Below are 12,580 nucleotides of genomic sequence, written 5' to 3'. Positions count from 1 at the left end.
ATTTTCCTATTACAATTCTTCGATGGTCTGGAAATTGTTTGTAAATACACAGATATCACCTGCAATCTTTAAACTTTTCTCTACAATTTCACGGGCACCGAGGTCGGTATTTTCTAAAAGTGCTGTTGCGGCTGCTTGGGCGAAATTACCGCCGCTACCTATCGCGATTAGGTCATGTTCTGGCTGCACAACATCACCGTTACCAGTGATAATTAATGACGCGGTTTCATCGGCTACAGCAAGTAAAGCCTCGAGTTTTCTAAGCGCGCGATCTGTTCGCCAATCTTTGGCCATTTCAACAGCTGCGCGGGTTAGATGTCCTTGGTGCATTTCTAATTTAGTTTCGAAACGCTCAAAAAGTGTAAAAGCATCCGCTGTACCGCCAGCAAATCCAGCGAGTACTTTATCGTTATAAAGGCGGCGCACTTTTTTGGCATTGCCTTTCATCACCGTATTGCCAAGAGAAACTTGACCGTCGCCACCGATAACAACTTTGTCACCACGACGAACGCTTACGATAGTAGTCATAGTATTCCTTAATAGGAGGCCTGTGCCTCAGATAATTATATCAATAAATGCATAGATGAGGGCAGCTGTGCTAATTTCAAGTCCAGCCCCAAATTCCACAATCGACAATTTTGATGCGCTTTAGACGGTTTTTATCACTTTCTGCCGTACGTTTCTTTTCGTAAGGGCCAAGGCGTACGCGATACCAAACGCCATTTTTACCTTCTGTTCTACGGACCTCCGAAAGCAGTCCTGCAAATGCAATGCGTGCTTTACGCTTTTCAGCTTGTTCATAAGTTCTGAATGAACCACATTGCATCTGAAAAGGCCCTTTAGACTTTATTTCTTTTACTTCGGCATCGACGGTCGCTTGCTCCATATCTTTAATAAAGGTAGGCGGCCTTGGCAGTGTTTTCTTTTCTTCAACGGGGACTTCAATTTTGGCTGGTTGTTGCGCTTGTTGCACTTTTACTGGATCTGCATGTTGTTTGATATACCAGAGTCCATACGCAAACCCACCAATTAAGAGGAGCGCGAAAACCGCGAGAATTGTTGGAAAAGGCTTTTGAGCAGCTGGTTGCTTCTTCTTTTGGCCCTTTTTTGGAGTTTTATTTATATAATCGTGTTGTGCCATAACGTTTAAAAGGTATCCATAGGATCCACATCAATATTCCAACGCACCTTCGTTGCTAGCTTATGATTGCTAATATAGTCCTTAAGTTGCACTAGGTATTGATGCAAAATATTACGTTGTGTTGCCTGTATGTGTAGTTGATAGCGATATTTTCCTGCCAAACGCTCCATAGGGGCAGGAATTGGTCCCAGCAATTGTATACCAGAGAATGGCTGAGCAGGAACCAGATCAGACAAAAATGTCATAACTAAATGTGAGGACGTCGCTTCGGCTCGGATGATTGCCAAATGAGAGTATGGTGGCAGTAGCACTTCTTCTCGCTCGGTCAGTGCATATCGCGCGAAATCTTGGTAGCCGTTGTTAACCAAGTCTTGCAACAAAGGATGCTCTGGAAAGTGTGTCTGCAATAGCACAGTACCGGGTTCACCGCTTCTACCAGCGCGTCCAGCCACTTGCGTCACCAATTGCGCCATATGCTCAGTCGCTCTAAAGTCGCATGAGTATAGACCACTGTCGACATCTAATATTATCACTAGCGCGACATCTGGAAAATGATGCCCTTTAGCGAGCATTTGAGTGCCAATTAATATTTGAGCGCCACCTTGATGAATTTGTTCAAGCGCGCTCTCTAAACTCCCTTTTCGACGTGTCGAATCTCGGTCAATACGACTGACGGGCGTATCTGGAAACTCATCCGTTAAAAACTCTTCTAACTGCTCCGTGCCCAGACCTGTCGGCATAATTTGTGTGCTGCCACAATCTGGACATTGATGTGGCACAAATTGTTGCTCGCCACAATGGTGGCAGACCAATCGCTGCATGTTTTTATGATAAGTCGCACTGGTACTGCATCGCTCACAGTTACTAAGCCAGCCGCATTCGTGACATATCAAAGTGGGTGCAAAGCCGCGGCGATTCAAAAAAATCATCGCTTGCTTACCGACTGCCAAGGTTTGTTTGATGGCCTGCAAACTACTACTGGCAAAGCCTGATTGAGTCTGTTGGGCTTTCATATCAATGATATGGAAGCTATTATCTTGGCTGGTTTGGGCACGTTTACTAAGCGTAATTAATTGATACTTGTTATCCAGCGCTTTTTTTAGTGTCTCTAAGGCGGGTGTTGCAGTACCTAACAGTAGGGGGATCTGTGCTTGGTTAGCGCGATATGCTGCTAAGTCCCTTGCATGGTAGCGCAGACTATCTTGTTGCTTAAATGAATGATCGTGTTCCTCGTCTACGATTATCATTGCGAGAGATTTAAATGGCAAAAAAATGCTGGAACGCGTACCAATAACCAATGCGGTGGTTGCTTGTTGTGCTCGTCGCCATGTATGCAGCCGCTCATTGTCGGTCAGATTTGAGTGCCATAAGTCGATGGGCAACCCAGGAAAGCGACGTTTAAACCTATTTACTGTTTGTGGCGTGAGGCCTATTTCCGGTACTAACACCAATGCTTGCTTGCCCGCTGACAGCTCCTTTTCAAGGCACTGCAAATAAACTTCGGTTTTACCACTGCCTGTAACCCCCTCTAGTAGGAAGGTTCGAAATCCTTGATTATGGTTAACTGCACTACATGCCGTAGCTTGCTCGGGATTGAGGATTGGCTTACTACCAATTTGCAATGGCGTGGTTTGCCATGAAGTATCTTGGCGAACTTCTTCACGGATAAGCTGCTTTTCTAACAAAGCTTTAATTTGTGCTTGACTGAAGCCGAGCGTTTTCAACTCTGTGCCAGTCGCGTCACCTGCACTGCGTAATTGCTCGAGTAATGCCAATTGTTTTTTAGCACGCAGTTGTGTTGTTGCGCGCCCTGATTCTGTCAGCGTTATGATAGGGGTTTGTGTTTTATCAGTATCTTGCCCGTCTCTCAGTGCGCCGGGTAACGCGGTAAACAAGGTATCACCGAAAGGGTAGCAGTAGTACTGGCTAGCAAAGCGCAAAAAGTCCAAGTGAGATTTCGATAGTACTGGGGTGTGATCAATGATTGATTCAATTGTTTTAACTTTATCCTTTGGTACGTCACTGTGCTCTTTTAACTCGGTTACCACGGCAACGCATCGACGATTGGCAAATTTGACCCATACTCGACCACCGATACATGGTAGGTCTGAGGGATCATAAGCGTAGTCAAATGTTTTGTGTAAGGGTACTTTGATTGCGACAGCTGCAAATGGCATTGTGTCTCCAGTAGCTAAGCCTATTGCTCTTGAAAGTGAAGATAAAGCGGTAATGAGTATACCCTATCCCTCATTGCTTGTACGCGCAAATTATTGGTATTAGAGGAAGAAACAGAAAAATCTCTTTTTAGTCTCAATTATTGCTTGTAGTTTGAGCATATAAACTCTAAAATACGCGTCCAATTTATATGTATAACGACGTATGGTGCCAAACTTCGGGTTTGGAGAGCGATACGGCCTTAATTAGAGGTTTCCTATGAAAGAAGGTATTCACCCTAAGTACGAGACGATCTCAGCTACGTGCTCTTGTGGTAACAAATTCGAGACTCGTTCAACACTTTGTAAAGACATTCACCTAGATGTATGTTCTTCTTGTCACCCGTTCTACACTGGTAAGCAGAAGATCCTTGACACAGGTGGTCGTGTTGATCGCTTCAACAAGCGCTTCGGTGCGCTTTCAGCTAAGCGTTAATCAACAGCTTGGTATTATAGAAAAGCACCTACGGGTGCTTTTTTTAGTTCTAAAGTATGTAAATCCTTTTTATCAAAAATATCCAACCCCCCCTCTTCCTCGATTAAAAATTCGCGCAATTTGGTATTGTATTAAAAAGTTGCCATATTTATTTTATAACATTTGTGTGATTAAACACTTTGTCGTTGGCTTTTTATGCCAACCGAGTGCTGTTTGGTGTTTAAATTTTTTCTTGTTTTGAATATTTATGCTTTAGTGATTCACTTTTTTGTGAGTTAAATTCATCTAAATGTCACTAAATGTAGTTAAGTTTAAGTAAAGTGCATTGATATGTGGTTTAATTTTCAATGAATTGTGGTTGAGTTAACTTTTGCATAATAATTACTCATAATTGCTTTTTAAAAGCGAATATTGAGTCGTATTACAGCAGAAAAATTGGATGAAAAGTCATGTAAAAGTCGCTAAATTCTAAAAAATCCCCGTAAACAGGATAGACCTGATAGTGCTTGAATTAATTTTCAAAAAGGGTATTGTGAAGACAGTTAGCGAATTTTTATCTCACTCTCACTTTTAACTTCTCGTAGGAAAAAATCGCGTCATGTCAGATTTACGTGAAAAAGCATTACATTACCACGCTCACCCCGTCCCAGGTAAAATCAGTGTTGAGCTTACTAAGCCAGCAGAATCTGTAAAAGATTTAGCGCTTGCCTATAGTCCAGGTGTTGCAGAACCGGTACGTGAAATTGCAGCCGATCCTGCTAATGCATACCGTTATACAGGTAAAGGCAACATGGTTGCTGTGATCAGTAATGGTACAGCTATTTTAGGCTTAGGTAACTTAGGCCCATTGGCATCTAAACCCGTTATGGAAGGTAAAGCGCTTCTGTTCAAGCGCTTTGCTGGTTTAGACTCAATTGACATCGAAGTAAAGCACCGCACTACAGAAGATTTCATCAATACAGTTGCAAACATTGCAGATACTTTTGGCGGTATCAATCTAGAAGATATTAAAGCACCTGAGTGTTTTGAAATTGAAAAAGCGCTTATTGAGCGTTGTGATGTGCCAGTTTTTCATGATGATCAACACGGTACCGCAATTGTAACCGCCGCAGGTATGTTGAATGCGTTAGAAATTCAAGGTAAAGACATAAAAGAAGCTATTATTGTATGTTTAGGTGCAGGTGCAGCCGCTATTGCTTGTATGGAACTTTTGATCAAGTGTGGCGCGCAGCGTGAACATATTTACATGCTTGACCGTAAAGGCGTTATCCATACACGTCGCGATGACCTGAACGAATATAAAACGCTTTTTGCAAACAACACAGATAAGCGCACGCTACAAGATGTTATCGCCGAAGCTGATGTGTTTGTAGGTGTTTCAGGCCCTGATTTACTGTCTCCAGAAGATCTTAAATTAATGGCTAACAAACCTGTAGTATTTGCATGTTCAAACCCAGATCCTGAGATTAGCCCTGAAGTGGCTCATGGCGCTCGTGATGATTTGATTATGGCAACTGGTCGCTCTGACTATCCTAACCAAGTAAATAATGTACTGTGTTTCCCATTTATCTTCCGTGGTGCATTAGATGTGCGTGCAACAGCGATCAATGACGAAATGAAGATTGCTGCTGTGGAAGCTATCCGTTGCATCGCCAAAGAGCCTGTACCACAAGAAGTGCTGGTTGCTGCTGAAGTAGACAGCTTAGAGTTTGGTGCAGAGTATATTATTCCTAAACCGATGGATCCGCGCTTACTGCCACGTATCGCAAAAGCGGTTGCGCAAGCTGCTATTGATTCAGGTGTCGCACAAATCGATATGCCAGAAAATTATATGGCTTAATCGCATCCGACAAAAAAGCCTCACAGTGTGAGGCTTTTTTAGTTTTATGACGAAGAGTTCGATTATTCTTCGTTGATCTCTGGAATATCCAATCCCATCTTTTCCATAATATTACGTACTTCGGCAGGGATTTTTTCAGGGTTATCCTTTCTTAAATCTTCATCATTTGGTAAAGGCTGTCCTGTAAAGGCATGTAAAAATGCTTCACATAATAGTTCACTGTTAGTTGCATGGCGCAAGTTATTTACTTGGCGACGAGTCCTTTCATCTGTTAGTACTTTGAGTACATTCAGAGGAATAGAGACTGTGATTTTTTTCACTTGCTCAGATTTTTTACCATGTTCTGCATAAGGGTGAACATATTCACCGTTCCATTTAGCCATAATTCTGTACTTGCCTCAGTGTTTACTTGGGATGCAAATAAGACTGTGTTTTTGCTCGTGAGGTTTACTGCTGACGGTATAACTAAAGTGGTCCAATTTAAGAAAATGGTACTTTATACATAAGTGGCAGAACAACACGTCTTTTGCCATATTTGGTCAAAGACTCAGTCTTATTTACAAACGAGATCGCTTTGTGGCGAAATTTTATCGGTTTGAATAAGATAGTCAAATACTAGTTATTTAGCCATGTAGAAGTATAAATGTTTTGACTTCTTTGATTTGTTCATCTAACCTTTTAGACGTCTAAACATCCAAGTATCTAGGTGACCTATGAGCCAAAGCAACAAGTCAACTATCGCAGTTAGAAATGGCATTGATGCCGACAAGCACCATGGCGCAGTTGTGCCGCCTCTTTATCTCTCTACAACCTACTCGTTTGCAGATTTTGATAAGAAACGTGATTACGATTATGGGCGTAGTGGTAACCCAAATAGAGACATACTCGCTGATACACTGACTCAGCTAGAAGGCGGCGAGAAAGGTATGATCACGGCAACAGGTATGGCGGCTGTTCACCTAGTTACTCAGTTACTCAATCATGATGATACCTTAGTTATTCCTCATGATTGCTATGGTGGTAGCTACCGTCTATTTACGTCATTAGAAAAACGCGGTTTATTAAAAGTGGTCGTGTTAGATCTGACTAAGTCGGAAAGTCTAGAGCAAATCGCAGAGATCGCGCCGAAAGTCGTTTGGATAGAAACACCAAGTAATCCCATCCTGAGATTGACAGACATTGAAGCTGTTGTAAAAGCAGCTCACAACTGCGGTGCATTGGTTGCTGCAGACAATACTTTCTTATCTCCAGCATTACAAAACCCAATTGCATTTGGCGTTGATATTGTGGTGCATTCGACAACAAAATTTATTAATGGACACTCTGATGTTGTGGGTGGTGCCGTAATTGCACGTACCAAAGAGTTAGGTGAAGAGCTTGCGTGGTGGGCGAACAATATCGGTATCACGGGTTCACCATTTGACAGTTACTTAACGCTGCGTGGGCTGAGAACACTTAAAGTGCGTCTAAAGCAACATGAGCAAAATGCTTTAGAAATTGCAAAATATTTGGAAGCCTCACCTTTTGTAAAGCAAGTTTACTACCCAGGCCTTGTTTCACACCCGCAGCATGAGCTAGCTAAAAAACAGCAACATGGCTTTGGTGGCATGGTGAGTTTTGATATCAAAGGTGGATTGGAAGACTCAGCTGCATTCCTAACCTCGTTGAAGCAATTTTCACTCGCTGAATCATTGGGCGGAGTTGAGAGCTTAATTTGTCACCCAGCGACAATGACCCATGCTGGAATGGATCCAGAAGCGAGATTGGAAGCGGGTGTAGGGGATACTTTAATTCGAATTTCTGTGGGGATTGAGGAAGTAGAGGACTTACTCGCAGATATAGAGCAAGCTTTCCAGCGGATCAAGCCTGGCACTCAAGGTGCCCCAGACAGCGCAAAAGACTTTAAATTGTCTCCTGCACATACGGTATTGTGGTAATTAATATGACAAAAGTAGTACATAAGTTTGGCGGATCAAGTTTAAGTTCTGCCACTAGGTATAAAGCAGTAGCAAACATTGTGCTTGGTCAATGCCAAGCAGGAGACTGTGTTGTTGTCTCCGCCGCTGGTAAAACAACCAATACGCTAGTTAAGTTATGGCAGAGTTTTGCACAGCAAGACGATAAAGCGTTTAATGATATTCTCTTGCAAATTGAAAATCATCAGCGTCAATTACTGAGTGAGTTATTTTCAGAACCAAGCGCTCAGGCACTGCAAGATAAACTACAGGATGAGCTGGTGGCTATTGCTCAATCTGCGAATGCGCGGACGCTGCATGAAGCAACTTTGCTTGCTCATGGAGAAGTATGGTCCGCCAGATTGTTAGCGCACCTTTTAAATACCTTGAACGTAGCTGCTAGCGATGTCGATGCACGGATTTTATTTACACAGCATCAAGGTCAGTTGTTGCATGCGCAAAACAGGCAGGCATGTTTATCTCAAATCGATACCACCAAGATTAATGTAGTCACAGGGTTTATTGCTGCTGACTGTGACGGTAATACGATTACGCTAGGGCGCAATGGCAGTGATTACAGCGCAACCTTGTTAGCCAATTACATTGACGCTGAGTCTGTCTCTGTGTGGACTGATACTCAAGGGGTGTTTAGTACGGATCCCCGAAAAGTGTCGACTGCCCTCAAATATCCGAAAGTATGCCGAGTACAAGCAAACTTATTGGCTAGACTGGGTAACCCTGTGCTGCATGCTAAGACTTTGTCACCATTAAAAAATACGAATATCAAGCTGCAAGTGCGCAGCAGCTACGAGCCCGAGATATTAGGTACAGAAATCGTTAAACAAGGCTACAGTAAAGATAAGCGCTTTATTACAACGTTTGATGAGTTGGATTTAATTCGAGTTGAAGAGCTTGTACGTGGTGAAGTACGCACTTTGAGTCAACTTATTCAACACAGTATTCACCACTTTAGTAAAGGAGGTGATGACTACCTTCTGGTGCCAAGTAACGATACACACGCAGTCGCAACGCATTTGCGAGGCCGTGGAAATATTGTCGAGACGCATTTGAGAGGAGTGGCGCTGGTTGCGCCAGAGTATGAAGTGACGCAACTTACACAACAAGCCGAGGTTGTATTAGAGCAGCAAGATGTTGTGGTGCGATTTACCCACAGTGATAGCAACTATGGGCTATTTCTAACCGACCAGTCGATCGATAGTGATGTGTTGGCAATTTTGCACGATAAATTAGTTAATAAAGGACGCGAATTAGCCGTTATCATTGCTGGTTTGGGGAATGTGGGTGAAGTATTCGTCGAGCAATGCCAAGCACAGATTGCGAAGTTGCAGACATCTTTTGATTTGAAAGTGGTTGCACTTTTACGCTCAAAAGACATGTTATTTTGCCCAAGTGGTATCAGTATTGGCAATTGGCAGCAGCAATGGCGCAGTGAAGCGCAAAGTTATACACGGTCTGATTTGTTGGAGCGTATCAGCGAGCTGGATTACGAGCATAAAGTGGTCATTGATATTACGGCCAGCGACGCGTTTAGTGAATTATATCCGAGCTTTGTGGAGCAAGATTGTCATCTAATCAGTGCTAACAAGTATGCGGGTACAGCGCAGCGTAAATGGTACTCACAGTTGCTTGAGCAGCTACAAGAACGGAATCTATTGTGGCGTTATAACACGAGTGTAGGCGCTGGTTTGCCAATTAATTTTGCATTGGCAGATCTACAAAATAGCGGCGATAAGATAACACGTATCGAAGGTGTTTTTTCTGGTACCTTGTCTTGGTTATGTAGCAGTTTCGATGGTTCAAAGCCATTTTCAGATCTCGTTTTAGCGGCGCAGAAAATGGGCTATACAGAGCCAGATCCAAGAGAAGATTTATCTGGTCGTGATATGCAGCGCAAGCTGCTGATATTGGCGAGGGACTTAGGGCTCGAACTTGATGTTGATGATATTGCCCTAGAGCCATTGATGCCGGAACACTTAGCCGAGGGTGATTGGAGCGAGTTTTTAGCTAATAAACAAGACTTAGATACGTTTTATGCGACACGAGCTGAGCAGGCTGAGCGAGAAGGAAAAGCGCTGCGCTACACAGGTGCGTTAGATATTGATGAGCATGGCAAGGTGACTGTAAAAGTTGGTATAGCCTATGTTGATAATGGTAGTGCCATCGCCAATTTAACACCTGGTGACAATATTTTTGTGATTACGAGCCAATGGTATGAGACAAACCCACTGGTTATTCAAGGGCCGGGTGCGGGTAAAGATGTGACGGCAGCAGGCATTCACTCGGACCTCTATTGGTTAACGCAAAACTTAAAATAGCGGTTAAATACCGCTAGCGTTAAACGTTATTTTAAACTTTAAATTTGCCTAATAAAAAGGGCCACGCATTGCGTGGCCCTTTTCTTATGATTTAGAACAGCTCTTCTGTCGCAGGTAAAGCATCTTCAAAGGGAGTACTGCCGCCAGAATCTAACACGTAATTGGTTGGTGCTGTGCCTCTTTCAAAATATTCAAAGCGACTCGTAAAGTCGTTTTTCTCGCTGAGTAAGCCAGTTTTTAAGTCGATGCGCACTGACACAAGGCCAGGAGGAGGGTCGATAGGAGCAAGTGGCTCATCTTTTAGCGCATGTCGCATATATTGAACCCAAGCTGGCTGTGCGGCTGTTGCTCCGGCCTCACCGCCAACGATTTGCTGTTTACCTAAATTACTGTTGTATGTTGCACGCCCTAGCGGTTTACTGGCATCATCAAAGCCAACCCAAACTGTGGTGAGTAAATTGCGGTTAAAGCCAGTGAACCAAGTATCTACGGCATTGTTTGTTGTGCCTGTCTTACCCGCTAAGTCCTTACGTTTCAACGTCTGAGCTCGCCAGCCAGTGCCGGTCCAACCTGTTTTATGACGCCAACTTCCGCCGCCCCAGATGGCGCTTTTCAATGCATCAGCAACTAAAAAGGCATTTCTCTCTGAAATGATTCTCGGGGCACAGACATAAGGATCGGTTTCTAGTTCAATTTCATCACATACTCTTAATGGGCTGGCAGTACCTAGTTCATTGCCAAATGAGTCAGTCATGCGATCAATAAAGTAAGGCTCGATTAAGTGCCCACCATTGGCAAACGCGCTCATACCTCTAGCCATTTCTAAGGGAGTTAAAGCAGCGCTCCCTAACGCTAGAGATTCACTGCGAACTAAATCTTCATCATTGAAACCAAATTTAAGGATATGATCAGCGGTATTATTTAACCCTACGCCCCGCATTAAGCGCACTGAAACAACGTTTTTAGATTGCGCGAGTGCTCTGCGAATGCGAATAGGACCGCTATAAACATTAGGGCTGTTTTTTGGTCGCCAAGCAACACCTAAACTATTATCCCAATGGTTAATTGGTGCATCATTGATAATGGTTGCGAGTGTGTAATTTGATTTTAATGCTGCCGAGTAAATAAATGGTTTGATGTTAGAGCCCACTTGTCGTTTTGCTTGAACAGCTCGATTATATTGACTCTGTTTAAAGCTATATCCACCGACCAGTGCTTTTATTTGGCCACTCTGAGGGTCTAGAGAAACAAGCGCACTGGCTGGTTGAGGTAATTGGCTTAATCGCCACTGATCGTCGACATTTCTAACCCACACTTGCATCCCTGGCTTAAGGATCTCTGAAGCCGTTTTGGGTGCGCGACCTTGGCGTTTTTCGTTGATATAAGCTCTTGCCCAGTTCATTGCCGGCCAGTCTAGCGTAATTGATTGTCCAGAAGGCAATATAATTAAAGCGGATTGTTCTTCAATCTCGGTGACAACGCCAGCTTGCAATGGTGCTATTGCTTTAACCTTTTTCAAACGTGCAATAATTTGCTCTGTACTCCAAGGCGCTTCATCTTCTAGCCAATAAGTTGCGGCCGGCCCGCGAAAACCGTGACGTCTATCGTAGGCATGTAAGTTATCGATGAGTGCCTGCTGAGCAGCCGCTTGTGTTGCAGAATCAACCGTGGTGTAGACTCTGAAACCTGAATTATAGGCCGTATCTGTACCGTACTTATCGACCATATATGCGCGTACCATTTCAGAAATATACGGCGCATATAGTTCTATTTCTGCTCCATGGCGTTTGGCGGTGATAGGTGCTTTGACAGCTTCATCATACTCAGCTCGCGATATGTATTTTTCTGCCAACATACGACCCAATACTACGTTTCTTCTCACTTTAGCTCGGGTTGGGTTACGAATTGGGTTTAATGCTGAAGGTGCTTTAGGCAACCCGGCAATCATGGCCATTTGTGGCAATGTTAATTGGTGCAACTCTTTACCGTAATAGACCTGTGCCGCTGCTCCAATACCAAATGAGCGATGACCAAGCTCTATTTTATTAAGATAAAGCTCAAATATTTCATCTTTACTCAATAATCTTTCAATATGTAAAGCGATGAATATTTCCTTTACCTTTCGGATATAGGCTTTTTCTCTGGTTAAAAAGAAATTTCTCGCCAGCTGCATGGTGATAGTACTCGCACCTTGTTTCTTCTGTCCTGTGCTAACGAGCACAATAAAGGAGCGAACGATACCTATGGGATCGATACCAAAATGTTCATAAAATCGGTTGTCTTCAGTTGCTAGAAAGGCATTTAACAGCGGCTCTGGTACATCCGCAATTTGTACTGGGATCCTGCGCTTTTCACCAAACTGATTAATGAGTTTTCCGTCACGTGTAAACACCTGCATAGGGGTCTGCAACTGCACGTCTTTCAATACTTTGACGCTGGGGATGTCGGATTTTACATAGAAGTACAAGCCGATTAGAATCAAAAGGCCAAAAAGGCCAAAAACGAAAACAGTCTGTAATAATCTTTTTAATAAATTCACGAATTTATCCCTACTGAGACTCCCAATTGCTATTGGACACTGATAGTATATCCTGATTAAAAAGCGATTAATAACTTTTACGTAAATTCTTCTGCCCGGACAGGTGTTAAAAGATGCACC

At 43.2% G+C, this 12,580-nt stretch carries 9 protein-coding genes; 4 read left to right on the top strand and 5 right to left on the bottom strand.

The genetic code is table 11. The features are described from left to right. Window positions 1-9: 9 nt before the first annotated feature. The 3 genes from hslV to priA form a co-directional block, all read right to left on the bottom strand. Window positions 10-528 carry an ATP-dependent protease subunit HslV gene (gene hslV / locus N482_RS08570; RefSeq protein ID WP_063376645.1) on the bottom strand — a complete coding sequence of 173 codons (519 nt, stop codon included), beginning with the start codon at window positions 526-528 and terminating at the stop codon, window positions 10-12. Window positions 529-604: 76 nt separating this feature from the next. Continuing rightward, window positions 605-1,141: an SPOR domain-containing protein gene (locus N482_RS08565; RefSeq protein ID WP_063376644.1), complete on the bottom strand. Its 537-nt coding sequence runs from the start codon at window positions 1,139-1,141 to the stop codon at window positions 605-607. Between the two features lie 5 nt (window positions 1,142-1,146). Beyond that, window positions 1,147-3,318: a primosomal protein N' gene (gene priA / locus N482_RS08560; protein WP_063376643.1), complete on the bottom strand. Its 2,172-nt coding sequence runs from the start codon at window positions 3,316-3,318 to the stop codon at window positions 1,147-1,149. 256 nt (window positions 3,319-3,574) lie between these two features. On the opposite strand from priA, the gene rpmE reads away from it, so the two are divergent. Together rpmE and N482_RS08550 are read left to right on the top strand one after the other, a co-directional pair. Beyond that, window positions 3,575-3,790 carry a 50S ribosomal protein L31 gene (rpmE, locus tag N482_RS08555; RefSeq protein WP_023398433.1) on the top strand — a complete coding sequence of 72 codons (216 nt, stop codon included), beginning with the start codon at window positions 3,575-3,577 and terminating at the stop codon, window positions 3,788-3,790. Between the two features lie 598 nt (window positions 3,791-4,388). Then, the gene (locus N482_RS08550) at window positions 4,389-5,630 is read left to right on the top strand and encodes a malic enzyme-like NAD(P)-binding protein (protein WP_063376642.1); all 1,242 of its coding nucleotides are present in this window, start codon (window positions 4,389-4,391) and stop codon (window positions 5,628-5,630) included. Between the two features lie 62 nt (window positions 5,631-5,692). On the opposite strand, the gene metJ is transcribed toward N482_RS08550, so the two are convergent. Then, window positions 5,693-6,013 carry a met regulon transcriptional regulator MetJ gene (gene metJ, locus N482_RS08545; protein ID WP_063376641.1) on the bottom strand — a complete coding sequence of 107 codons (321 nt, stop codon included), beginning with the start codon at window positions 6,011-6,013 and terminating at the stop codon, window positions 5,693-5,695. Window positions 6,014-6,343: 330 nt separating this feature from the next. Here metJ and metB point away from each other — a divergent pair, with 330 nt between their 5' ends. Then, the gene (metB, locus tag N482_RS08540) at window positions 6,344-7,567 is read left to right on the top strand and encodes a cystathionine gamma-synthase (RefSeq protein ID WP_063376640.1); all 1,224 of its coding nucleotides are present in this window, start codon (window positions 6,344-6,346) and stop codon (window positions 7,565-7,567) included. A 5-nt stretch (window positions 7,568-7,572) separates the two neighbouring features. Then, entirely contained in the window at window positions 7,573-9,921 is a 2,349-nt protein-coding gene (gene metL / locus N482_RS08535; RefSeq protein ID WP_063376639.1) for a bifunctional aspartate kinase/homoserine dehydrogenase II, read from the top strand. 91 nt (window positions 9,922-10,012) lie between these two features. On the opposite strand, the gene N482_RS08530 is transcribed toward metL, so the two are convergent. Further along, the gene (locus N482_RS08530; RefSeq protein WP_063376638.1) at window positions 10,013-12,460 is read right to left on the bottom strand and encodes a penicillin-binding protein 1A; all 2,448 of its coding nucleotides are present in this window, start codon (window positions 12,458-12,460) and stop codon (window positions 10,013-10,015) included. Window positions 12,461-12,580 lie beyond the last annotated feature (120 nt).

This window comes from Pseudoalteromonas luteoviolacea NCIMB 1942, from assembly GCF_001625595.1.
Taxonomy (GTDB): domain Bacteria; phylum Pseudomonadota; class Gammaproteobacteria; order Enterobacterales; family Alteromonadaceae; genus Pseudoalteromonas; species Pseudoalteromonas luteoviolacea_A.
Note: the sequence above shows the minus strand (reverse complement) of the source record. Positions and strands in the feature narration are given on the sequence as shown.